Below are 22,500 nucleotides of genomic sequence, written 5' to 3'. Positions count from 1 at the left end.
TTTCTAAAATATGTAATTCAACTCCTTTTTTACCAAGCTGAGCGACCAATGTAAGTCTCTCTCCCTTAAGTAGAATGGCCGATTCGGAAAAAGCTTTCAATCGTTGGCCTTCGATGGAAAGCCAACCCCCTCCTGGGAAAATGTCCAACACGGAGCCTTTGATATTTCGATTTAAGGCTAAACCGAAAAGATTCGAACCTTGAAACTGAGATTCCCTTCCCAAAAGAAGGCGTAAATTTCCGGTGAAAAAATCCGCAGAAAGTTTCATAAGAACCCGATCTCGAAAGGTATCATAATGGACATCTTACAAATCCGAAACTTCCCGAATATTTCGGTCACTCTGCCTAATAATTAGACTCCGAGTTTACTGTAGAAATTTTCCAGTAAAACTTCTTCTATGAATATCGGAAAGACCGTGCCGGAGAATCAGTTCTTCGTGCAGTTTTGTTCCGTATCCTTTATGTTGATCAAATCGATAATCTGGGTATTTTTTGGAGATGGAAGTCATGTAGCGGTCCCGACCGACTTTTGCTAAAATGGAGGCGGCCGCAATACTCACGATTCTAAGATCTCCCTTCGTATAAAAAGAGGAACGATTCTTAAAATAATTCCACTCTGGATAACGATTGAAGTTATAGTTTCCGTCGATTAAAAGTTGCAGAGGAAGAGCGGATGAAACAGATCGAATCGCCATTTTAGTGCATTTTCGAATTCCTTCTAGTACGGCTCGATTGATCCCTTCCCGGTCGATATAATTCGGGCTTAGGAAGGTTCGGTGCGAAATTTGTGCGGTTTTTAGAATTTCCGGATAGAGTGTTTCTCTTTTTCTCTCGGAAAGTTTTTTAGAATCAGTTAATCCTTTGAGAATCTTTCCTTCCAGGATTTGGTTCAGCGTATTTTGAGAAAAAGAGACCAATGCAACAGAAAGAGGTCCCGCATAAGGACCTCTTCCGGCTTCGTCGATTCCACAAGGAATCGATTCTGAATAGAACCGGTATTCTTCCGGTTCAAAATGAGTGAAAAACGACTCCGGCAAACCGGCTTATTCTGCTTTTGATTTTGCAGTAGTCTCGGTAGCGGAGTTTTCTTGTTGTCTTTTTCTATCTTCACTTACAAGGGCTTTACCACCCTTGAGTTCTTTGATACGAGCCGCTTTTCCGGATAAGTTTCTCAAGTAGTAGAGTTTTGCTCTTCTTACTTTCCCTTTACGAACAAGTTCTATCTTGGCGATTCTTGGAGAAAACAAAGGAAAAATTCTTTCTACTCCGATATCGTAGGAAACTCTACGAACCGTGAAAGTTCTTCCGTTTGCTTCGTTTGCGATGGAAATTACGACGCCCTCGTAAATCTGAACTCTTTCCTTTCCGGACTCAACAATTTTATAATGTACTTTAACAGTATCTCCTACAGCGAAATTTTGCTTTCTTTCGGCGTCCGAAGTTAATACTTTTCTTAAAAGTTGATTCATAATTTCCTCTCTTGATCAAAATCGATCTTTTTTCTATTTTGTTCCCTCCACGCTAAAATCGAAGCGTGATTACCGCTAAGTAGCACTTCAGGAACTTTCCATCCATTGTATTCCGAGGGTTTTGTGAACTGCGGATATTCCAAAACGTCCGGATGGTTATGAGACTCATCCAGAAGGCTTTCCCCTGCCCCTAAAAAACCTGGCAAAAGCCTGGACACAGCATCTGCTATACAAATACTGGCTAAATCCCCAGCAGATAATACATAATTTCCAAGGGACATTTCCATGTCAACTAGATGTTCCGCAACGCGGTGATCCACACCTTCGTAATAACCTGAAATGAATGTTAGAGGTTTTCCGGCTTCTTTCAATTTGCTAGCGATTCCTTGATGAAATGGAATTCCTGACGGAGAGGTTAAAATAACAACTCCCTTATTTTCCCCCAAGGATAAAAGCGCCTTGTGAATCGGTTCTACTCGAAGAAGCATCCCCGGTCCCCCTCCGTAAATCGTATCATCCACTCGATTGTGTTTGTTTCCAGAAAAATCCCTTAGGTGAACTGTGTTTATAGAAAACACTCCGGATTCAATCGCCTTTTGTTGGAGCCCTTCCGAGAAATAAGATTGGATCTTTTCCGGAAAGAGTGTGATGAAATTAAACTTCATTCCAAAGCTCCGATCGTATCAATACGATTGTCTTTTTTTCCAGATTTAGTTCTCCCACAAAAACGTGTAAAAAGGGGATGAGAATTTCCTCCCCTTCCGGTTTTGAAAAGACAAGAATCGGATGTGCAGGGTTGTCTTGTATATCCGTCAGTTTCCAATTCAGGCTCTTTCCGGATTCATCGATTGCTTGTAAGCCTACAAGATCTCTGACATAAAATTCGTTTTTAGTTTTGATTTTAGGAAGAAGGCTTTGAGGCAGAAAAAGAATTCCTCCAACCCACTTTTCCGCTTCTTCGGGAGTGGTAATTCCTTCAAAACGAACGACGAACTTTCCGCTGTGTGGACGGATTTCTAAAAGAGTAATTTCTTTTTCGGGAAAATTGGGATCGGGTTTACCCAGCTTTAATCGAACTGGAAGTTTGACCTCTGTGAGAACAGACTCTTGAACGTTAAAACGAAGCCATCCTTTGATTCCAAAGGGTTTGCCCAATTGACCAAGGGAAATCCACCCTTCAGTCAATGATCTCTAGAGAGAAGTTTTTGCCTGCTTTTACGGAAGCCGCGGTAAGAATTGCGCGCAGGGATTTTGCAATACGACCGTTTTTACCGATAACTTTTCCCACATCCTTCGGGGAAACTCGAAGTTCGACGATGTTTTGTTCTTCTCCTTCGATTTCTCGAATTACAATTTCTTCCGGAAATTCAACGAGAGAAGCAACAATGTACTTCAGTAATTCTTCCATTACTTTTTAAGAGCGGTTTTATATTCCGCCCAGATTCCCGCGTTCTTAAACAGGTTCAGAACGGTTCCGGTCGGTTGAGCCCCATTTTTCAGCCAGGTAAGAATTTTTTCCTTATGAAAGGTAGTCTGTTCTTTAATCTGAGCCGGATGGTAATGGCCTACGATATCTACAAATTTTCCGTCTCTAGGCGCTCTGCTATTAGCTGCAACAATTCTATAATGAGGATCGTGTTTGGTTCCAGTTCTTTGTAATCTAAGCTTTACCAAGGGATGTTTCCTTTTAAACCATTCTATTGCTTCGAATCATAGACATCCGAAAAAAGAATGCGTAATTTTTACCAATATTAGACAATATGTCCCTCTGTCAAGAAAACATACTAAAAGAACCAAGATGAAACGAACTTAAAATACAATCCGGAATGGAAACGCAAGATACGTAAAACTTTCAAAAGATTTCTTTGATAATGGTGGGAAAACCTCAGATCCAATGAATCGTGACTTGACCAATCATTTTTCCCCTTTTGCTAAGGACTTCAGATTTCTCGCATTATCCACGGGTTTTCCTGTCTTATAAAGTCCAGCTCCGACAACCACGATATCCACTCCATTCTTCCCCAGTTCTTGGATGTTGGTATCGTTGACTCCTCCGTCCACTTCGAGTTCGATCGGTCTGGTACGGATCAACTCTTTTGCTTTCCGGATTTTTTCCATTCCATTTGCAATGAATTTTTGTCCGTAAAAACCCGGTTCGACCGTCATCAAAAGAATCAGATCCACATAAGGAAGGACGTTTTCCAGAGCGGAAACGGAAGTCCCCGGATTTAGCGAAATTCCCACTTTTGTTCCGTGACTTTTTATTTCCTGAGCAAGCCGCACTGGAAAGTTGGTGGTTTCAATGTGAAATGTGATGCAATAAGGATTCAGTTCATAATATTTAGAAACGTGATTTTCCGGTTTGGAAACCATCAGATGTACGTCCAACGGAATTGATGTAAGAGCTTTAACTTCTTTGCTGAGCGCTTCTCCGAAACTGATCTGAGGAACAAAATTTCCGTCCATTACGTCCATGTGCATCAGGTCAATCGCATTCGGATCGTAGTGAGGAACGGTTTCTCCTAGTTCGGTCAGCTTTGTCGCTAGAATGGATGCGGAAATCTTCAAAGCTCGCTCTCGTAGGATTTGGATTTTACTTTTGCATCGGACGCATCCAAGAGAGTCAGCTTTATGTTTCCTTTCCGATAAAATACGGTCTGAAATTTTTCGCCGTCCTTGAGAGCGATCGGAAGAGTCAATACATCTGGTTCTTCCTGATTGGGAACCTTGAGAATCGCTTTGTAGTCTCCGTCATCTCCGACTTTGTAAGAAAACATTTCGTAACCGCTTTCAATTGCAAGTTCGGGTTCGAAATAATAAACCTTAAAACGAACCTCGTCCTCTTCTAATCTTGCCGATTGAACAAGTCCATTTTCCGAACGAACTCGGGTTTTTACGATTTCTTCCACTCTGCTTTTGATTCCCGAACGAGTTAGACTCTTTTGAACGAGTGGAAAAGACGCACCTTGGAAAGAGACAGGTGAAAACTCTTCCTTAGCCTTGGATGGAGCCTTGGTTACGAGTAAGAACACTTTTTCTCTTGCGGAAGTATTTTTTCCCGGTTCCGGAATTTGGTCGATGATCGTATTCGGAAGTTGATCCGCTTGCGGTTCGATATAAGTAATTCCGCCGATTTGCATTTCGACGTACGTTTCTCCGGAAAGAACTTTCTGAAGATTTGCTTTTGCGGAATCAATGGACTGGCCTCTTACGTCGGGAACGATCAAACGATCCAGTCCCGTGTTTACGGTTAGAACGATCTTGCTGCCCGCTTCTATTTCTCTTCCGGGACGAATGGATTGATAAAGAATGATTCCGTCTGTCTTATCCGGATAACGTTTGTTTTCCAGACGTACTTTCAATTGAAGACGACCTAATTCGTTGTGAACTTCGGGATAGGATTTTCCGATCAGATCCGGAACGATTATTTTGGCCGTATTTTTAGTTCTTATAAATACGATTAGGAAAGCCGCACTAAAAAATAAAAGGAGACCGACCGCTAAAAATAAGATGTAACCTCCGATCGGAAGATACTTTTCTTTGATTTGTTCCTGATTCACCCGAATGTTTCCCCTTCCTGGATTCTGAAACCGTTGAGAAAATCGGATGCAGACATCCTGTTTTTATTTTCCGGTTGTAATTCCAGAATTTCCAGAAATCTACCATCACCACACTGCGTAAGAAGGCCTTTTTTGTCCAACCGTTTCAATTTGCCAGGCCCTGGATTCGATTCGACGGGCAAGGAAGAAAGCCTTGTTTTCAGAATACCCATTCTTTTTTCCCGAAACCGAGTCGTTGCAATCGCATCCGGATATAAGGCTCGGATTCGATTGTGCAGTTCCTCTGCTCCGAGAGACCAATCTAAAATTCTATCTTCCGATTTGATTTTTCCGCAATACGTTGCCTTACCGTGATCTTGAGGAACGGCAGGAAACGGTTTCCCATCGTATGTCCTCAATAACTTAAGAACCGATTCGATTCCTGCGTCTGTGATCTTATTCATCAAAGTTCCCGTATTATCTTCCGGGACGATATCGATTTCCAGAGACAAAAGAATATCACCTTCGTCCATTTTTTCCCCGATGTATTGAATCGTAATCCCGGATGTGCTGTAACCTTTCCAAAGTGCGGTTTGAACGGGGGAAGCTCCACGTAAATCCGGCAACAAAGATCCGTGTAAGTTGATGGAAGACAAAGGAGGGCGCTCGTACACCTCTTTGGGAAGAATGGAGCCGTAGGCAAAGACCACATAGAGATCCGCAGGGAAAGAACCGAAATCAGAAAGGGCTTTTTCTTTTTCCCTTTTAATGGATTCGTATTGAAATACGGGAATATGGCGTTCGAGCGCGATTTTTTTTACTGGACCGGCTTCGGGAGTTTTACTTCTTCCTTTAGGACGATCGGGATTAGTGACGACAAACAAAACTTCAGCAAGTTTAGAATCGATCAACGCTTGTAAAAGTTTTGCGGAATGTTCCGGGGTTCCAAAGTATCCGATTTTCATAATATTACACCAGATCCAAAGGATCGAAGTCGATTTCTAAATACACTTTTTTCGAAAGTTTCAGAGGACGAATCTCTTTTTTAAAAATTTCCCTCCAATCGCCCAGAGAAGTAGTTTTAAGAATGATATGATTCCTAAAGTTGGAATCGATCCTATAAAAAGGACAAGGCGCGGGGCCGAGCAGAATCGTATCCTTGGATGGAAAGAATTTTTTTAAAACCCCGAATACCAGTTCGATCGTTTCCAAAGAAATCTTTTCGTCTTTGGATCTGGAAACGATTCGTACAAGTCTGGAAAAGGGAGGATAAAAGAGTTCTTTTCTTACCGGAATTTCAGATTCATAAAATTGAATGTAGTTTTGACTTGTCGCCATCTGGATCACCGGATGATCGGGAACATTCGTTTCAATGATCACTTCTCCTTTTAGTTTCGATCGACCCGCCCTTCCCGCGACCTGAGTCAAAAGCGAAAAAACCCTTTCGTTCGCGCGAAAGTCCGGAAGCCCGAGGCCGATCCCGGCGTTTAAAACGCCGACTAACGTGACCTGCGACGCGTCGAGACCTTTTGCGATCATCTGTGTCCCGGTGAGAATGTCGATTTCTCCCTCAAGTAATCGGGAAAGTACTTCGTTTAACAAACTCCGGTCCTGAATGGAATCCTGATCCAAACGTTCCACTCTCGCTTTGGGAAACGCTTCTAAAAGATTCTCTTCCAATTTTTGGGTTCCGGTTCCTTTCAGAGTAAATCGTTCCCCCATTCTTTTTTCCAAGGAATCCAAATTTTCGGTATGGCCGCAGAGGTGGCAGATCGCAGTCCCTTTTTTATGATAACAAAGATTGGTTGTACAATTCGGACAAGGAACGTAGGAAGAAGTTGAAGGAGAGTGAATTAAAGGACTATACCCTCTTCTGTTCAAAAGAAGAATTACCTGTTCTTTTTTAGCCAGTCTTCGTTTGATCTCGAAAGAAAGCTCGGAACTAATAACGTTAGACTCTTTTTGATTTTCCACGATACGAACGGTCGGAGGCAAAACCCCTTCCGGTCTTTTCGTGAGAGTATGCAGATAGATTTTTTTTTCCTTGGCGAGATGATAGATTTCCAAAGAGGGAGTCGCAGTTCCCATCACAAGAACCGCGTTGTTGGTTTTGCACCTTTGCATCGCAACTTGGCGCGAGTGATATCTCGGACTGGAATGTTCCTTAAACGAAGAATCATGATCTTCGTCGATGATGACAAGGCCGAGATTCGAAACCGGGGCGAAAACCGCGCTTCTCGTTCCGACCGCGATTCTTTTTTTACCGCTTAAAAGTTCGTTGTATGCCTTGAATTTCTCGGAGATCTTGAGTGCGGAATGAAGCACAGCCAGTTGTCCCGGGAAGATAAGCTCCAACTTTCGGATAATATGAAACGTTAAACTGATTTCAGGGACCAGTAGAATCACGGAACGATTCGGAGTTTCGAGCGCTTTTTGAATGAGGTGTATGTAAATTTCGGTTTTACCGGAACCTGTGATTCCGAATAGAAGATGAACCGCAGTTCGTCCGAAGGTGGAAAGAATATTTTGATAAGCGACTTCCTGTTCTTCGTTTAACGTTACGGGTTTGCCTTCCGAATCCGAAGGAAACGCCTCTAGTTTAACCTGTCTTCTTCCCGCGGGAATCATCTTATAGATACACTCTCCGAGAGACGCGATGTATTGATCCTTCATCCAGTATGCAAGATCGATTTGTTCCCTGAGGACAATCGGAGTTTTATCTATGATTTTCACCACCGGCAAAACCTTATAACTCGGTTCGTTTTGATGAATCGAGACGATAATTCCCTCTTCTTCCCTGTTTCTGAGTTTTGCCAAAACGCGGACTCCGATTTGTGTGTTCGGAGGAACTTCGTATGTAAACGTATCTTCTTCGATCGGAAGATCAAACGCAACTTCGGCGTAATAGATCAAAATATATCCTTGAGTTTATTTTGGAAAAGAGAGAGTTGAGAAAGAATACTTTCCTTAATCGAGATCTCCTCTTTTTTGATCGTCTCGAATTCAAAAGAATCTTTAGCCCCCCTAAAATTTTTACGTTTGGTTTCGATTGCCACAATCGCTTCGGGAGATCTGAGAACGATCATCGGCACTCCCGGAAGGAAGTCTAACGTTCTTCCCATCATTTCGAGGGCTTTTTCCTTTCCATAGACCGCGATAGCGCTCGTTCCCAAAAGAATAATTCCTTTGATTTTTTCGGAATCGATCGTTTCTTTGACTTGAACTTCGCATTTTTCGGTTCTGACTTTCCAGTCTGTTGCATTCGACTTGGAATGAGCGAAAATACAAGCCGGATATTCCTGATAATAAAATTCCTTATGGCTGAATCCGAATTGTTTTTGGATCATTCTCCCGAAAAGTTCTTCGGCTTCTTTAGTCCTAAAAATCTGATCCGGAGAGGTTTTGGAAAATGCAGACTTCCCGGGGACGATTTCTCCCGTATAATGAAGTACTAATATAGGTTTTCGTCCTTTGATTATAAAATTACGAACCGCACTGATCCGTTCGGAACAAAGTTTACAAACAAAGTTCCTCTCCGCCGTTCTGGCGGCTCTTCGAACCTGAATTCCGGTAGCTTCCAGTTCGAGATCGTGGGATTGAGAAGAAGGAAGCCAAATCTCCTCTTTCCAAACGAGCTCCGTAGTTTCTGGAGGTTGTTCTCCCGAAAGTTTTAGAATCGGAACCTGTTTTTTTTGAATCAAAAAACGAAGATCCCCCAGAATTCTTCGGAGTTCAGAAAGAATCTCCTTATCCATCCGTGTACTGATCCGAAGAAATGTTAAGCGACTTCATCTTTCTGTATAAATGAGAACGTTCTATTCCGAGAACCCGGGAGGTTCTAGTCACATTGCCTTCGTTAGTCTGTAACGTCTTTATAATATACTGTCTTTCGAATTCTTCCTTAGCTTTTCGAAAATCCCCTAACTCCACCATCTCATTCGCCGTTTTGAATCCTTTCAGTGCATCTCTCGTGTCGTTTGCGGTAATCGTAGATCCCACTGTCATGATACAAAGCCTTTCCATAACGTTTTTCAATTCCCGAATATTTCCAGGCCAAAAATGATTTTGAAGTATGGAAATAGCCTCGGATTCGATCTTCTTCGGAGATAGATTGTTTTCTTCCAAAGTTTTAGAAATATAATAGTCCACCAACAAAGGGATATCGGAGGTTCTTTCCCGAAGAGGTGGAATCGTAATCGGAATCACATTCAATCGATAATATAAGTCTTCTCTAAACTTTCCTTCCCGGATCGCCTCTTCCACTGGAATGTTGGTCGCGGCGATGATCCTAACGTCCACCGTGATCGTTTCCGTGCTTCCCAGTTTTTCAAATCTTTGTTCTTGGAGAATTCGCAAAACCTTTGCCTGTGTCGACAAGGACATGTCGCAAATTTCGTCGAGAAACAAAGTCCCTCCGTTGGCGGCTTCGAATTTTCCGATTCTGGAATCAGTCGCCCCCGTAAAAGCCCCTTTCGTAAATCCGAACAATTCGGACTCGATGAGTTCTTCCGGAATCGCGGCACAGTTCATTTCGACAAAAGGCAAATCCTTTCGTTTAGAATTTTTGAATATGGTTCTAGCAACGAGTTCCTTTCCAGTCCCGTTTTCTCCGTATATAAAAACTCGAGCGTTTGTAGAAGCGGCCTGAGCAATCGCAAACTTTACTTTTTGAATCGCAGGAGAGTTTCCCAGAATTTCATCATATTCTAATTTAATAGAGGAATATTTTCCCTCCGGTTTGATTACGTTCTCGATCGCCTGGAGTACCTTTTCAATGGAAAGTGGTTTTTCCAAAAAATCAACGGCTCCTTTTTTAGTGGCCGAGACCGCAATTTCGATCGTTCCATGCCCGGAGATCATAAGCACAGGAAGAGTCGGATAAAGTTTTTTGCATTCGTCTAAAATGACGATCCCATCTTCCTTGCCTAACCAGACATCCAAAAGAATCAAAGAAGGCCTTTCATTTTTGAGTTGTTTCAGTAAAGTTTTGCCTGTGGAAAAAGTTTCCACTTCGAAATTTTCGTCTTCTAAGATTTCCTTCAGGGATTTTCTAATTTCGGGTTCGTCGTCGACGATAAAAATTTTCATGATCGGTTACGATACGGGAAGTTCGATTTGAAAACGACATCCACCCATACGAGAAGAATCTACAGAAATATGACCATTGTGGTCAATCACACTTTTTTGAACGATCGCTAAACCGATTCCGGAAGTATTGCTATTTTTTGTGGAGTAATACGGTTCAAAAACTTTTTGTTTCAATTCCGCCGAAATTCCGATTCCGTTGTCTTCGACTGAAATCACCGCAACTCTTCTCATGATCTTTCTGGTCGTCGAAGCGGAAATCAAAATCGAACCCATATAATTGGATAATTTTTCTTTCTCCCGTTTTCTTTCGATGGCTTCCATGGAATTTTTAATAAGGTTTGTGAGAACCCTCAGAACGATTTTTTGATCCAAAAATAATTGAGGAAAACCCTTTGAAATACTCGTTGTGATTTTGATTTGCGGGGTATGTTCAAAAAGTTTTACAGCTTCGAGAATGATCGGTTCCAGATTCTGATTGATTAGCTTCGGAGTGGGCATCCGGGCAAAATCGGAAAATTCGTTCACGAGATGTTCCAATACGCGAACTTGTTTGATGATCGTATCGGTCCCGGTTGAAACGATTTCGCGAAATTGTTCCTTATTTTCCGATCTCATCTTTCTACGAATTCTCTCCGCGGAAAGTTGAATCGGAGTCAGAGGATTCTTGATTTCGTGCGCCATTCTCTGCGCGACTTCTTTCCATGCCGCGATTCTCTGACTTTGCATAAGCTCCTCGTCTTTCGATTTCAGATCCTTTACCATCTGATTAAAAGAGTCGATGAGAGCGCCGATCTCCCCAGCTTCTCGGATTTCGAGGTTGATATCCGTATCTCCCATGGAAATTTTTTGAGTCGCATTTGCCAGCTCTATAATCGGTCTGGAAATTTTTCTGGCGAAAAGAAGAGAAAAATAAATCGCAAGTAGAAAAATAGAAACCGTGATAATGCTGAACGTTAGACGAATTCGATATGGAAGTTTCTCCTTGGTTAGATCCGCGCGGTCGTAATTCCTTCTGGTGGAAATCACAGAGTATACGCTCCTTTCCTTTTCTTTGTGAATTCTAATTCCTGTTTGAAGGTTGTAATTTCCGGCGGGAAACGGAACTCGGATGAAATACATACAATAATCCGGGCGATAACTTGAAAATTCCCTCCAACTCGAATTTTTCGAGAAAGACTTGAAATTTTTTTCCAAGGGCTTGTATTTCAAAGCACGATTTTCTAAAATCGGTTTTTCGTTCTCGTAAATGCCCACGTAGAATTCGTCACTTTGAATCAGATTGAGTTTAGAAGCTACTGCAACCAAGGATTCCAAGTTGAGGGGTTGTATTCTCAGAAAACTTTCCAAAAGGCGCGTTTTTTCAACGAGCAATTTTTTTTGTGGTTTTTCTTCGTTTAAAATCAAAGTTTCACCGGACAAAAGCGCTTCTTCTATATCGATTCCGTAGAATCTTTCGTAGAGTTTTCCGGTGACGTTGGAGGAAAGAAATAAGATCGGCAACAAAGGAAGAAGTGCGACAAAGATAAACGATAACGTTAGACGATATCTTATGGAGCTTTTAAGTCTTCCCGTCTCTAAATTACGTTTGTTCCTATAAAAATAGGAGATAAGAAGTGAAAGAGAAAAAAGCGGAATGAAAAAGAAGATATAAACCACGATTCTGTCTAAAAACCCTATATCGTCCGATACGGCGTTTTGATCCGAAAACTGAAACGTTTCGGCGAGAATTACGGAAAGCAAAATGTTCAAACCTAAGACGAGCAAATCCCGTAGATAATATCTGGTTTCATCGTTCATGGATTCGAATTTGTTAAACGAAATCGTTGTTTACGATATTACTTAGAGCCTCCAAGGCTTCATCTTCCTTTTCGCCTTCGACCTGAATTTTAAATTCATTTCCGGGCGCAAGAGCGAGCATCATAAGCCCCATAATACTTTTTCCGTTCACGACGACCTCGTCTTTGACTACCGTGATTTCGCAAGGAAACTTGGAGGCGCAGTTTACAAATACGGACGCGGGTCTTGCATGCATTCCGGTGCCGTTTTCATTAATTTTAAGGAGGATTTCTTTCAACTTTACCCTGCTGTAGATAATTACTTAGCTTTTGATTGAATTCTTGCGCCGCATTTTTACCCAGTTTACGTAGACGTTGGTTCATGGCGGCGGTTTCCACGATGATCGGAATATTCCTTCCCGGTCTGACCGGAACTCGAATGAGGGGAATCTGAACGCCCAAAAGTTCTTCTGTGGGATTTTCAAGTCCCGTTCTGTCGAAATCCTTGTCTTCGGTCCATTCCTCCAAATGAATGATGAGTTCTATAAGTTTATGATCCCTTACCGAACCGATCCCAAAGATATCTTTAATATTCAAAATCCCTAATCCACGAATTTCCATGTGGTGCCTCAGAAGATCGGAACAGGTTCCGATAAGATAACTTTCCGAAAGTCTTCTGATCTCGACCATATCGTCCGCGACAAGCCGATGTCCTCTTTCTATAAGTTCGAGAGCGGTTTCGCTTTTACCTACTCCGCTTTTTCCGGAAAGAAGAATTCCAATCCCGAAAACTTCGATCAAAACTCCGTGTCTCATGGTTCTCGGTGCCAGACTACGATCCAAAATCCCGGAGATAAGAGTGATGAATTTATGAGTAGAAACGTCGGAGATCATCAGAGGAATTCCGAGTTTTTCGCAGTTTTCCATGAAAATCAGAGGAGGCATGTTTCCGTGTGTGAAGATGATACAATTGAGATGAAAGCTGAAAAAATCCGCGGCTATGTTTTTTAAATCTTCCGGAATTCTGGAAGTGATGTAAGCCCATTCCCCCTTTCCAAAAATCTGAATCCGGTCATGCGCAAAACTTTCGTAAAACCCGGTAAGAGAAAGTCCGGGTCGATTGATCTCGGACATATTGATTCGATTGGTAAGTCCCTTTTCCCCCGCAAGCAAACGTAAACCTAACTCCTCGTGTTCATTGAGAAGATTGGAAACGTTAATTCCCGGCATCGACATGGATTATCTGGACTCCAGAGATTTGACTTTTTTTCTTTGGCTGGAAGGAAGAATTTTTAAGATCTTTCTGTATTTGGCAACTGTTCTTCTTGCGATTTCGATTCCTTGTTTCCCGATCGCTTCCACGATTTCCTGATCGGACAAAGGATTATCGGATTGCTCCTCTTTGACGAGATTTCGAATGAGATCGTGAATTTTTTTAGAAGATTCGATCCCGCCTTCGGAAGAACGAACCCCGGAGGAAAAAAACCACTTTAATTCCATGATTCCTCTGGAAGTTTGAACGTATTTATTGGAAGTGATCCTGGAAATAGTGGACTCGTGCATCTCCAACTTTTCGGCGATGTCCTTGAGAGTCAGAGGTTTTATATACTGAATCCCTTTTTGAAAAAACTCGGTTTGCATTTCTATAATCGCGGAAGTGACCTTAAATAAAGTTTGCCTTCTTTGATTTACGGAACGGATAAGCCATTCCGCGGAACCGAGTTTAGACGTGATGTACTCCCTATCCGACTCTTTCGCATTCTTTAGAATATTCTTATATTCTTTATTGATCTTAAGACGGGGTATCCATTCGTCGTTGATGTATATATCAAATTCTCCCTCCACTTCCCTCACGATCACATCGGGGATCACATAATCCGGTTTGTTTGAAGTGTAAAGGGTGGCGGGATAGGGTTCCAATTTTTTGATTTCAGACGCAAGGGACTCCACAGTTTCCAGAGAGATTTCCATCTTTTTGGAAATCGATTTATAATCCAATTTCTCTAGATCCTTGATATGATCTCGAATTAGAGCATGAAGCTTTTGATCTTCCGGTTTTACGATCTGTGCTTGGATAAGAAGAGTTTCTTGGACATTCTTAGTTCCGATTCCGATCGGATCCAATCTCTGAATCTGATCCAAAATTTTACGCACTTTTTTTTCGTTCAGTTTCATCTCTTTGCAAAGATCCGAAATCGGAATCGTGATAAATCCGTGATCGTCAAGCATGGAAATCAACATTTCTCCGATGGAGATTTCCTCCGGCTTTAAACTGGAAAGCCTAAGTTGCCAAAGAAGGTGTTCCGACAAAGAACTTCTTTCAGGAGAAGACTCAATGTATTTCTGGTTTCGATCGGAAGCATCTGAGCCAGTACTACTTGCTTTGTCCAAGGAAAAATGATCCTGCCAGGTCACGTCCGAATTTTTAAGAAAGTCGTTCTTCTCTTTTCTCTTTAGATCGTCTCTGCTATACAGATCAGGGGTTCTATTTCTTTCCGAAGCGTATTCTTCCTCAAGCATCGGATTTTCCACAAGTTCAGAATTGATTCGATCCGAAAGTTCCAAAGTGGATAAGGGTAAAAGTTCTATGGACTGTCTTAGGTCCTGGGTCATCACCAGTTTTTGAGTTTGTTTCTGAATCAGTGACTGACTAAGATTCACAGTGTAAAATCCTCGCCCAAATAGATTCTTCTCGTCTCCGGATCATTTACAAGATCGTGAGTGGAACCGGAAATCAAAATTCTTCCGCTATACATGATATATGCACGATCCGTAATTTTTAAAGTTTCTCGGACGTTATGATCGGTAATGAGAATTCCAAGTCCTCTTTCTTTCAAGGACCCGATCACGGTTTGAATGTCTTTCACCGCGATCGGATCCACACCCGCAAACGGTTCGTCCAAAAGAATAAAGTCCGGATTGGTGACAAGCGCTCTCGCAATCTCACAACGTCTTCTTTCTCCGCCCGAAAGAGTATAACCTTTTTGATTGGCGACTCTCATGATCTGAAGCTCGATCAGAAGTTCGTCTCTTCGTTTTATAATTTCGGGTCTGGAAAGATTCATTGTTTCCAAAATCGCTTCCAGATTTTCCGCAACGGTCAACTTGCGAAAGATGGAGGCTTCCTGCGCGAGATAGCCGACCCCGAGTCTCGCACGGATATGCATCGGAGATTCGGTCACGTCTTGTCCGTCTATGTAGACCTTACCGGAATCCGGTCTTACGAAGCCCACCGACATATAAAAAGAAGTCGTCTTACCGGCTCCGTTCGGACCTAATAATCCGACCACTTCCCCTTTTTTGATATTGAAGCTGGCTCCGTCTACGACCTTTCTTTTGTTGTAGACCTTGATAAGGTTATCCATTCGAAAGGTTTTGCTCATATACTCAGATCATTTTCCGGGGTCGATTCCGTCGGTCAAAAGGGCCCGACCTTCTCTCGGAAAGAATATTATCCTTCCTGCATGAATATCTCTGCCGTTTTTTCTTAGAATCGGATTTCCCTCAAGAAATACTTTTTCCTCTTTTTCAAAATATGTGGCGTATTCTCCCGTTGCGAAAGAATCCTTTCCCTCTACGAGAACATTTCCCCGGATTACGGTTTCATTTTTATCCATAAACCGCTCAAACTCAATCGCAGTCATCGTACTCGTGACCTCGTTCGTTTTTTTGTCTAAAAAATCGATTTTTCCGGAATCGGTCAAATGAATGTATTGGTCGTTTTCAAAGTAGTCAAGGACATTCCCGGAGAGGATCAATGCGTTTTCCCGATCGTGAACCGTAATTTGATTTCTAGCTTCTATCTTAGAAGAGTTTTTCCCATAACTGACTAACTTTTCCGCGTTCATTTTCAAATTACCGCGATAGATGGTCGCGTTTCCATACAGACCGACCCTTGTCTCTCCGCCTTCATCCTTGTCGCTTACAAGTTGATCTCCTTTAAAGATCGCAACTCTTGTGACTTCTTTTTTGATTTTTTCCTTCGTATTCGGAGAATCTTTTTTCTCTACGACCTCTTTCTCTGTATAATTCTGAAAAAGAATACTTTCCCCGGCTAACTCTACTTTATTGATATTCGTATAAAACGTGAGCTGTTTTCCAGTAAGATAACGATCTTTTGCAATGAGAATCGGGTCCGGATCTGTCACAATCTTATCCGAATCTTCTTCAAATAAAGCTTGTTTGCAGAGAATGGTAATTTGTGGATGAGCGATGATTACGTTTTCCTTCAATAGAGTCGTTTTCTTAGCGAGATTTCTTTCGATGAATGTTGCAGAAATAACGGTTTTAACCCCACTTTTATCCGTGTGAAAAAGTCTGGGACGATTTTTAATAGTAACCTTTTCTTCAAGTTTATCGTATTCACCGGTTCCCGCGCGAAGAGTCACACCATTGTCACCGTCTTGAACGACTACCCCACCTCGTAAAAATCCTTTGAATGCGTCCTTACCGTAAATCTCTATTTGGTTTGCAGAAAGTTTCACTTTTTTGTGCTGAATCCAAGCGCCTCCATCTAAGATAAAGACCGTAACTTTCAAGCCGGAAACGGTTTTGTCCTCTTGGGTCAGAGAAGATCCCCCCCAAAAAGTAGGGAAATTGGAAGTCGCATCCTTTTTTTCCGGATTTTCCGGAGGAATGTTCACAAATTTTCTGTCTGCAGTATCGCTCCCCACTAAAAGCGGTGGCTTTACGTTTCCATAATATGGAAAAAATGTAATACAAGCGCATAGGAGGGCGAGAAGTTTACGAATCATAGGGATCCAGCCGCTTTCAACGGATTGGTACCCCCCTGTGTAATCGCACTCGGCTTTAGGATCGTGAACTTATTTAAATCCTTATCCGCTCTGAGTCCGATCCCACGGATCGTGGTTCCATCCGCGCTTACGGTTACTTCCGAATCGGACACCAGCTTTTTCGTATCCATGTTGTACTCCATCACCTTCGCAACGAGAGTCTTATTGTCGTCGGTTCTTAGAAAAATATTACCTTCTAGGAGCATCAATCTTGTCTTGTGATTAATTTCGCCTTTTTCGGCTAAAAGTTTGGATTTGAACTTTCCATTTTCATACTGATCGAAATCGATATTGTAGAATATTGTTTTATTCTCATTTACGTAGACGTAGGATTCTTCCGCTCTCAATTCCCACTGAAGTTGCCCACTCGCGTCGTAAGCTTCTCTTTTAAAATTCCGAATCGAAACCGAGGAACCGCTTTCTTTTTCCTTCTCAACCCTTTCGTAATTTACTTTTTTACAATAGAAAAATGTTACTATGAAAAAGGCGCAAACAACCGGAAGAGAAAAAATACGAACCCGATTGTTGATTTTGTTCCTCATGACGAGTCCGATTACGACTCGCTTCTGGAAACGAGAATCTCTTTTTTGACGTAACGATCCAGACCAATCATTTCTTTTAAAAGGTTTTTGATTTGAGAGAGAGGATATTGAGTCGTCGCATCCGAAAGAGCCTTTTGAGGATCAGGATGTACTTCCATAAAAACTCCTTCGATCCCGAGAGAAACCGCGGAGCGAAGAATACTCGGAATAAATTCCCTTTGCCCGCCCGTGATATTTCCGGCCGCTCCGGGAAGTTGTGCGGAATGAGTCGCGTCGAATATGAGAGGAATGTCGAATCCGTGAATGATCGGGACCGCTCTTCCGTCGAAGATCAAGTTTCCGTAACCGAAAGAAGTACCTCTTTCGGTTACAAGCACCTTGTCGTTTCCGGATTCCTTCATCTTTACCGCAATATGCTTCGTATCGGAAGGGGCGAGGAATTGCCCTTTTTTTACGTTGACCCATCTTCCGGTTTTGGCCGACTCAGCTATGAGATCGGTTTGTCTGCACAAAAAAGCGGGAATCTGATAGATATCGATCACGTCTTTTAAAGGAGCGATCTGGTGCGTTTCATGAATATCCGTAAGAACAGGAACATTGTATTTGTTTTTGATATATTCTAAATTTTGAATGCCTTCCGTAAGTCCCGGCCCACGATAGGAGTTCACAGAGGAGCGATTTGCCTTATCGAAACTACTTTTGAAAATATAAGGAATTTTTAATGCTTCGCAGATTTCGATCATCTCCGCACAGACTCGATCCAATAAATCCCGATTTTCCATCACGCAGGGACCGGCGATCAAAAAGAAAGGTTCGTCCCCTCCGATCTTACTTCCGTTTAGAAAATCTCTTTTAGTACAGGTATTGTCTCTCATGATGATCCTTTCTTTGAATATTTCACGGCCGCACGGATAAATCCAGCAAATAAGGGATGAGGCTGCGTAGGTCTGGACTGAAATTCGGGATGAAACTGAACCCCTACAAACCAATTGTGTTCCGGAATTTCCACGATCTCTACGAGGCTGTCGTCCGGAGAAGTACCCGAAATAACCATTCCGTTTTCTTCGTATTGCTTTCTATAACGGTTGGTGAATTCGAATCTATGCCTATGCCGTTCGTGAACGAGTGTCGATTGGTATTCGGAGTAAGAAAGAGTATCTTTTTTAATTTTACAAGGATAAGAACCGAGCCTCATCGTTCCGCCCATCTGTTCGATATCGTTTTGTTCTTCCAAAAGCGAGATCACCGGATATTCGGTGTCCGGTCTGATTTCGGTTGAATTAGCGTCTTTGAGTCTTAAAACGTTTCTTCCATATTCCACGACGGCACATTGCATTCCAAGACAGATTCCGAAAAAGGGAATTCCATTCGTTCTTGCATACTCGATCGCGAGAATTTTTCCCTCGATTCCGCGATCCCCAAAGCCGCCCGGCACTAAAACTCCGTGGACGTTTTTCAAAGAACCTTGTACATTGTCTTTATTTAAATTTTCAGGATCGATTTTGACGAATTCCACTTTGGTATCGTGCGCGATTCCGCCATGGGAAAGACTTTCGTAGATGGAACGATATGCGTCTTGTAAAGAAATATATTTTCCCACAATCGCTACTTGAACGGTTTGTTTTGTGCCAAGTAGCCTTTTTATCACCTTGTCCCATTCGGAAAAATTGGATTCCCGAAGTTCCATCCCCATCGTTTTTAGAACTACTTCGTCTAGTTTTTCTTCCTTATACATTTTAGGAATTTCGTAGATAGATGTGGATATATCGCTCGCAGAAATTACGTTCTCTTCCTTTACGTTGCAAAAAAGAGATAGTTTATTCTTCATCTCCTTCGTCATGGGCTGAGAAACCCTACACACTAGGATATCCGGTTGAATTCCGAGCCCGAGCAATTCTTTGACCGAATGTTGCGTCGGTTTTGTCTTTGCTTCCCCGGCAGCGGTGATAGTCGGAACCAAGGTAAGATGCACAAATAGCACGTTCGAACTTCCGTGTTCGTAACGTATTTGACGAATCGCTTCCAAGAACGGAATCGATTCAATGTCCCCCACGGTTCCACCGATCTCCACGATGATAAAATCGGGATTTTCCTCTCTGGCAACGATGTACATCCGGTTTCGAATTTCGTTCGTGATATGAGGAACCACCTGAACCGTACGACCCAGGTAATCCCCCTTTCTTTCTCTTTGAATGACCGTATTATAAATTTGACCGGTGGATACGGAATTTTTACGGGACAGTTTGGAATGAGTAAAACGTTCGTAATAGCCGAGATCCAAATCGGTTTCCGCTCCATCCGCGGTTACGTAAACTTCTCCGTGTTGGTAGGGACTCATGGTTCCCGGATCGATATTGATATAAGGGTCCATTTTTTGGAGAGAGACCGTGTATCCTCTACTTTCCAACAAACAACCCAGAGCCGCGACTGTGACTCCTTTTCCAAGTGAGGAACTTACCCCTCCTGTGACAAAGATAAACTTAGTTCTCGACAACTTGTGCTCCCGCCTTTAAGAACAGGGTTTTTTAGTGTTTCTTGAAATTCAAACCGGAATTTCTAAGAATTCTGTCTCTAAAAAAATGCAACGATACATTTTAGAGTTTCAGGATTTTCTCGATCAGAAGAGAGGTGGATTTTCCAGGGACGAAAGGTAATATTTCGACTTTTCCGCCGAATTCGCGAACGATTGACGTTTCAGGCAAATCTTCCGCCTTATAGTCGCCCCCTTTTACGTGAATCGCAGGTTTGATCAAACGAATCAGTTCGAGCGGCGTGTCCTGAGAAAAAATGGTGACTGCGTCTACAAATCTTAGGTTAGAAAGAAGAATCGCTCGGTCGTCTTCAGGAACCACTGGTCTTTGTTCTCCTTTCAGGCGTTTTACGGAAGAATCCGAATTGAGTCCGATCCAGAGAAAATCCCCGAGTTCTCGAGCCTGGGAAAGATACGTAATGTGACCTCTGTGGATCAAATCGAAACATCCGTTGGTGAAAACAATCCTTTGATTCTTTCGAATCCGGTTCGCAAAAATTGCCACGTTTTCCCAAGGAACGATACGAGCCTTCAAGTCCATCTTTACTTTTGAAAACTTCCTATCGATTGTAAAGAAAGATCCAATTCCTCGGGAGTTACGGTTTCCGCTCCTAACTTACCGATTACAACTCCCGCAGCGGCGTTTGAGACCACACTTGCATCCAATTCGCTAAGACCCGCAGCATGATAGGCCGTATAAACGCTAATGACCGTATCCCCCGCTCCGGTTACGTCGAAAACTTCTCTCGCTACGGTCGGAATATGATAGATTTCTTTTTGAGAGGAGAGATATAAACTCATTCCTTTTTCTCCTCTTGTGATCATTAAAGAAAGACAGGAAAGTTTTTCGGAAATTTCCTGTGCGGCTTTTAAGATCTCGGAATCGTTTTCCAACTTTCTTCCGATCGCGTTACCCGCTTCGTGATGATTCGGAGTAAGTATGCTCACTCCTTGGTAAAGAAAAAAATGACTCACCTGAGGATCCACTGTCACGATCTTTTTTTTATCTGAACAAACTTTGGACACTTCCCGAATGACCCTTGGCGTTAAGGTTCCTTTATCGTAATCGGAAAAAATCACTGCGTCTGCGAAATCAATTCTTTCCAAGAATGCTTTGAGCAGTTCGTCCTCTTCTTTTTGATTTATGGGTTTTAATTCTTCCTTATCGATTCGACAAACTTGCTGATGTCTCGCGATCACTCTTGTTTTTAAAATCGTCGGTATCTCATCGGACTCGATCAGAAAATTCTGACTTTTATCCGTATTCTCATCCATGAGAAGTTTCGAAAGACTTTTCGCTTTTTCATCCTTTCCGACTCTTCCAAGAACGATAGACTTTACGCCTAGGCTCGACAAATTTTTCACTACGTTTCCAGCTCCGCCTAAAGTGATCTTTTCTCTACGCACCCAAACGACTGGAACGGGAGCTTCCGGAGAAATCCGATTCACTTCTCCGATGAGATACTCATCCAAAATGAAATCTCCGATCACGATGATTTTTAAATCTTTAAGACGCGCCGTCGAGGTTATGAAACGATCTCTATTCAAATAGTACAAATTCTACCGATCCTTGGGATTTTGATTTACGGTTTCTCTCTAAGCAGTTATAGTAGCCTTCCTGTGTCAATCATTACTGTCCCAATCTTTCCATTGCCGGAAATCATTTTGTTTCCCGGGACATACTTACCTCTTCATATTTTCGAACCTAGATACAGATTGATGCTCGACTATTGTATGGAATCGAGCGAAGAATTGGCCATAGCTCCCATACTTCCTACAAAATCAAAAACTCTTTCTAAGCATCCTGAAATCGAAACCGTATTTGGTTGGGGAAAGATTATCCGAAGAGATCCTCTTCCTGATGGAAGATCCAATATTCTTCTGGAAGGAAAGGGAATCGCTAAACTGATCGACTATGAAACGGTGGAACCTTTCCGGGTAGCGAAAATCGAAAAAATAGAACCAGATTTCGAATATCTCAAAGACGAAAATTTTAAGAAAACTTTCGAAAGACTTTTGTTTTTGACGAAGAGAATTCTTCTCTCTGAAGGTGCGGGAGAAGACTTGATTCTTAGAATGAACGAACTCGTGACTCATCCTTTCCCGATCGACTTTATCGCCTCCATTCTCAACTTCGAGTTTGCTAAAAAACAGGAAATCCTGGCAGACCCGAATCCTATGGAAAAAACGAATATTTTGATGGAAATTGTGGAAGAACTCAATTTGAGAGAATGATCTTGTCGCGTTCGTGTGTCTCTGTAAGTTTGGTGATGGGTGATCTGCAGCCCTACAATTGACTGGTTCGATTTCCAAAGCATTGCCATTTTATAATAAAAAGTGATTTGGAATGGCCATAATCTTACCCACAATTACTTGGATTCGAAGAAGGTAAATCTGTCGGAATTACGACAAATCCTCTGTGAAACTTACGCTCCACAACGCGCCCTATCGGAGAGAGATTTGAGTTTAGGAAAGCTCTGCGCCTGAGTTTTCCTGGTTTTTGGTAGTGGGGAGACTCGGGAAATTTTTTCTCTATCAGAAAATCATACTTTTTGCAAGTAAAAAGCCTCATTCTTGTCGGAACACTTGAAAAATATCAGTTTTTGATCCTTATTATCCCAAAAGCCTTCTTAATTTGTGGAGTTGATTATGGGAATGGCCCATTCTCGCGGTCAGGATTCTACTTTCTTAAATAACCTTCTCGATGTCACATAACGATCTAACCACCATTTCATGGAAATCTTATCGATCACAACACCTCTTGT

Annotated in this window: 26 protein-coding genes (2 of these 26 running past the window's edge); 1 reads left to right on the top strand and 25 read right to left on the bottom strand. The window is 42.2% G+C overall.

From position 1 onward, the window contains the following. From FHG67_RS11520 to rfaE1, 24 genes are all read right to left on the bottom strand, one after another. On the bottom strand, positions 1-268 hold the start of the coding sequence (locus tag FHG67_RS11520; protein ID WP_004496144.1) for a hypothetical protein. Its footprint begins 482 nt before the window's first position; 268 of the gene's 750 nt are visible here — the first part of the coding sequence; the start codon lies at positions 266-268; its stop codon lies beyond the left edge, outside the window. A 96-nt stretch (positions 269-364) separates the two neighbouring features. After that, positions 365-1,036 carry a ribonuclease HII gene (locus FHG67_RS11515; protein WP_004496166.1) on the bottom strand — a complete coding sequence of 224 codons (672 nt, stop codon included), beginning with the start codon at positions 1,034-1,036 and terminating at the stop codon, positions 365-367. A 6-nt stretch (positions 1,037-1,042) separates the two neighbouring features. After that, positions 1,043-1,468, bottom strand: a complete 426-nt coding sequence (gene rplS / locus FHG67_RS11510; protein WP_004496109.1) for a 50S ribosomal protein L19 — start codon at positions 1,466-1,468, stop codon at positions 1,043-1,045. Then, a complete protein-coding gene (gene trmD, locus FHG67_RS11505; RefSeq protein WP_004498494.1) occupies positions 1,465-2,133 on the bottom strand; it encodes a tRNA (guanosine(37)-N1)-methyltransferase TrmD in 669 nt (222 codons plus the stop codon). The genes rplS and trmD overlap by 4 nt, the downstream gene beginning before the upstream one ends. Next, a complete protein-coding gene (gene rimM / locus FHG67_RS11500; protein ID WP_036075251.1) occupies positions 2,123-2,653 on the bottom strand; it encodes a ribosome maturation factor RimM in 531 nt (176 codons plus the stop codon). Before rimM ends, trmD begins: the two co-directional genes overlap by 11 nt. Continuing rightward, entirely contained in the window at positions 2,646-2,876 is a 231-nt protein-coding gene (locus tag FHG67_RS11495) for a KH domain-containing protein (protein ID WP_002618023.1), read from the bottom strand. Before FHG67_RS11495 ends, rimM begins: the two co-directional genes overlap by 8 nt. Next, positions 2,876-3,142 carry a 30S ribosomal protein S16 gene (rpsP, locus tag FHG67_RS11490; RefSeq protein WP_002618053.1) on the bottom strand — a complete coding sequence of 89 codons (267 nt, stop codon included), beginning with the start codon at positions 3,140-3,142 and terminating at the stop codon, positions 2,876-2,878. The genes FHG67_RS11495 and rpsP overlap by 1 nt, the downstream gene beginning before the upstream one ends. Before the next feature lie 240 nt (positions 3,143-3,382). After that, the gene (gene rpe, locus FHG67_RS11485; RefSeq protein WP_004498465.1) at positions 3,383-4,036 is read right to left on the bottom strand and encodes a ribulose-phosphate 3-epimerase; all 654 of its coding nucleotides are present in this window, start codon (positions 4,034-4,036) and stop codon (positions 3,383-3,385) included. Further along, entirely contained in the window at positions 4,033-5,028 is a 996-nt protein-coding gene (locus FHG67_RS11480; RefSeq protein ID WP_004498452.1) for a PASTA domain-containing protein, read from the bottom strand. Before FHG67_RS11480 ends, rpe begins: the two co-directional genes overlap by 4 nt. Beyond that, positions 5,025-5,972: a methionyl-tRNA formyltransferase gene (gene fmt, locus FHG67_RS11475; RefSeq protein ID WP_004498425.1), complete on the bottom strand. Its 948-nt coding sequence runs from the start codon at positions 5,970-5,972 to the stop codon at positions 5,025-5,027. Before fmt ends, FHG67_RS11480 begins: the two co-directional genes overlap by 4 nt. 4 nt (positions 5,973-5,976) lie before the next feature. Continuing rightward, positions 5,977-7,920: a replication restart helicase PriA gene (gene priA / locus FHG67_RS11470; RefSeq protein WP_004498441.1), complete on the bottom strand. Its 1,944-nt coding sequence runs from the start codon at positions 7,918-7,920 to the stop codon at positions 5,977-5,979. Next, complete coding sequence (locus tag FHG67_RS11465) at positions 7,917-8,762, bottom strand: hypothetical protein (protein ID WP_004496140.1); 846 nt, start codon at positions 8,760-8,762, stop codon at positions 7,917-7,919. Before FHG67_RS11465 ends, priA begins: the two co-directional genes overlap by 4 nt. Beyond that, positions 8,755-10,095, bottom strand: coding sequence for a sigma-54-dependent transcriptional regulator (locus FHG67_RS11460; RefSeq protein ID WP_004496205.1), 1,341 nt, complete (start codon positions 10,093-10,095; stop codon positions 8,755-8,757). Before FHG67_RS11460 ends, FHG67_RS11465 begins: the two co-directional genes overlap by 8 nt. Positions 10,096-10,101: 6 nt before the next feature. Then, positions 10,102-11,892 carry an LIC_11548 family sensor histidine kinase gene (locus FHG67_RS11455; RefSeq protein WP_004498466.1) on the bottom strand — a complete coding sequence of 597 codons (1,791 nt, stop codon included), beginning with the start codon at positions 11,890-11,892 and terminating at the stop codon, positions 10,102-10,104. Between the two features lie 13 nt (positions 11,893-11,905). Continuing rightward, on the bottom strand, positions 11,906-12,169 hold the full coding sequence (locus FHG67_RS11450; RefSeq protein ID WP_010579011.1) for an HPr family phosphocarrier protein: 264 nt from the start codon (positions 12,167-12,169) through the stop codon (positions 11,906-11,908). Beyond that, positions 12,150-13,106 carry an HPr(Ser) kinase/phosphatase gene (hprK, locus tag FHG67_RS11445; protein ID WP_004496127.1) on the bottom strand — a complete coding sequence of 319 codons (957 nt, stop codon included), beginning with the start codon at positions 13,104-13,106 and terminating at the stop codon, positions 12,150-12,152. The genes FHG67_RS11450 and hprK overlap by 20 nt, the downstream gene beginning before the upstream one ends. 3 nt (positions 13,107-13,109) lie before the next feature. After that, on the bottom strand, positions 13,110-14,531 hold the full coding sequence (gene rpoN / locus FHG67_RS11440; RefSeq protein ID WP_002617866.1) for an RNA polymerase factor sigma-54: 1,422 nt from the start codon (positions 14,529-14,531) through the stop codon (positions 13,110-13,112). Next, on the bottom strand, positions 14,528-15,253 hold the full coding sequence (gene lptB, locus FHG67_RS11435) for an LPS export ABC transporter ATP-binding protein (RefSeq protein WP_004496188.1): 726 nt from the start codon (positions 15,251-15,253) through the stop codon (positions 14,528-14,530). Before lptB ends, rpoN begins: the two co-directional genes overlap by 4 nt. A gap of 9 nt (positions 15,254-15,262) precedes the next feature. Then, on the bottom strand, positions 15,263-16,624 hold the full coding sequence (locus tag FHG67_RS11430) for an LptA/OstA family protein (protein WP_004498417.1): 1,362 nt from the start codon (positions 16,622-16,624) through the stop codon (positions 15,263-15,265). Next, complete coding sequence (gene lptC / locus FHG67_RS11425; protein ID WP_004496120.1) at positions 16,621-17,205, bottom strand: LPS export ABC transporter periplasmic protein LptC; 585 nt, start codon at positions 17,203-17,205, stop codon at positions 16,621-16,623. Before lptC ends, FHG67_RS11430 begins: the two co-directional genes overlap by 4 nt. 11 nt (positions 17,206-17,216) lie before the next feature. Further along, complete coding sequence (gene kdsA, locus FHG67_RS11420) at positions 17,217-18,080, bottom strand: 3-deoxy-8-phosphooctulonate synthase (protein WP_004496116.1); 864 nt, start codon at positions 18,078-18,080, stop codon at positions 17,217-17,219. Further along, positions 18,077-19,699 carry a CTP synthase gene (locus FHG67_RS11415; protein WP_002617857.1) on the bottom strand — a complete coding sequence of 541 codons (1,623 nt, stop codon included), beginning with the start codon at positions 19,697-19,699 and terminating at the stop codon, positions 18,077-18,079. Before FHG67_RS11415 ends, kdsA begins: the two co-directional genes overlap by 4 nt. A gap of 100 nt (positions 19,700-19,799) precedes the next feature. Then, complete coding sequence (gene rfaE2 / locus FHG67_RS11410) at positions 19,800-20,276, bottom strand: D-glycero-beta-D-manno-heptose 1-phosphate adenylyltransferase (protein ID WP_004498493.1); 477 nt, start codon at positions 20,274-20,276, stop codon at positions 19,800-19,802. A gap of 2 nt (positions 20,277-20,278) precedes the next feature. Beyond that, the gene (gene rfaE1 / locus FHG67_RS11405; protein ID WP_004498450.1) at positions 20,279-21,292 is read right to left on the bottom strand and encodes a D-glycero-beta-D-manno-heptose-7-phosphate kinase; all 1,014 of its coding nucleotides are present in this window, start codon (positions 21,290-21,292) and stop codon (positions 20,279-20,281) included. Between the two features lie 108 nt (positions 21,293-21,400). Here rfaE1 and FHG67_RS11400 point away from each other — a divergent pair, with 108 nt between their 5' ends. Next, positions 21,401-21,970 (top strand): LON peptidase substrate-binding domain-containing protein, encoded by a 570-nt coding sequence (locus FHG67_RS11400; RefSeq protein ID WP_004496110.1) that lies wholly within the window; start codon positions 21,401-21,403, stop codon positions 21,968-21,970. 437 nt (positions 21,971-22,407) lie between these two features. Here the strand turns inward: FHG67_RS11400 and FHG67_RS11395 are convergent, their stop codons facing one another. Next, positions 22,408-22,500 carry the 3' portion of a C40 family peptidase gene (locus FHG67_RS11395; RefSeq protein ID WP_004498456.1) on the bottom strand. Its footprint extends 1,182 nt past the window's final position, so only the last 93 of its 1,275 coding nucleotides appear in the window; its start codon lies off the right edge, out of view; the stop codon is at positions 22,408-22,410.

It is taken from the genome of Leptospira weilii, assembly GCF_006874765.1.
Classification (GTDB): Bacteria; Spirochaetota; Leptospiria; order Leptospirales; family Leptospiraceae; genus Leptospira; species Leptospira weilii.
Note: the sequence above shows the minus strand (reverse complement) of the source record. Positions and strands in the feature narration are given on the sequence as shown.

What these genes read in the sequence shown, in the direction of transcription:
- fmt (WP_004498425.1), bottom strand. Translation starts at nt 5,972, where the DNA reads ATGAAAATCGGATACTTTGGAACCCCGGAACATTCCGCAAAACTTTTA.
- FHG67_RS11460 (WP_004496205.1), bottom strand. Translation starts at nt 10,095, where the DNA reads ATGAAAATTTTTATCGTCGACGACGAACCCGAAATTAGAAAATCCCTG.
- hprK (WP_004496127.1), bottom strand. Translation starts at nt 13,106, where the DNA reads ATGTCGATGCCGGGAATTAACGTTTCCAATCTTCTCAATGAACACGAG.
- FHG67_RS11430 (WP_004498417.1), bottom strand. Translation starts at nt 16,624, where the DNA reads ATGATTCGTAAACTTCTCGCCCTCCTATGCGCTTGTATTACATTTTTT.
- FHG67_RS11455 (WP_004498466.1), bottom strand. Translation starts at nt 11,892, where the DNA reads ATGAACGATGAAACCAGATATTATCTACGGGATTTGCTCGTCTTAGGT.
- rfaE2 (WP_004498493.1), bottom strand. Translation starts at nt 20,276, where the DNA reads ATGGACTTGAAGGCTCGTATCGTTCCTTGGGAAAACGTGGCAATTTTT.
- FHG67_RS11495 (WP_002618023.1), bottom strand. Translation starts at nt 2,876, where the DNA reads ATGGAAGAATTACTGAAGTACATTGTTGCTTCTCTCGTTGAATTTCCG.
- trmD (WP_004498494.1), bottom strand. Translation starts at nt 2,133, where the DNA reads ATGAAGTTTAATTTCATCACACTCTTTCCGGAAAAGATCCAATCTTAT.
- lptC (WP_004496120.1), bottom strand. Translation starts at nt 17,205, where the DNA reads ATGAGGAACAAAATCAACAATCGGGTTCGTATTTTTTCTCTTCCGGTT.
- lptB (WP_004496188.1), bottom strand. Translation starts at nt 15,253, where the DNA reads ATGAGCAAAACCTTTCGAATGGATAACCTTATCAAGGTCTACAACAAA.
- rplS (WP_004496109.1), bottom strand. Translation starts at nt 1,468, where the DNA reads ATGAATCAACTTTTAAGAAAAGTATTAACTTCGGACGCCGAAAGAAAG.
- FHG67_RS11465 (WP_004496140.1), bottom strand. Translation starts at nt 8,762, where the DNA reads ATGGATAAGGAGATTCTTTCTGAACTCCGAAGAATTCTGGGGGATCTT.
- kdsA (WP_004496116.1), bottom strand. Translation starts at nt 18,080, where the DNA reads ATGAGAGACAATACCTGTACTAAAAGAGATTTTCTAAACGGAAGTAAG.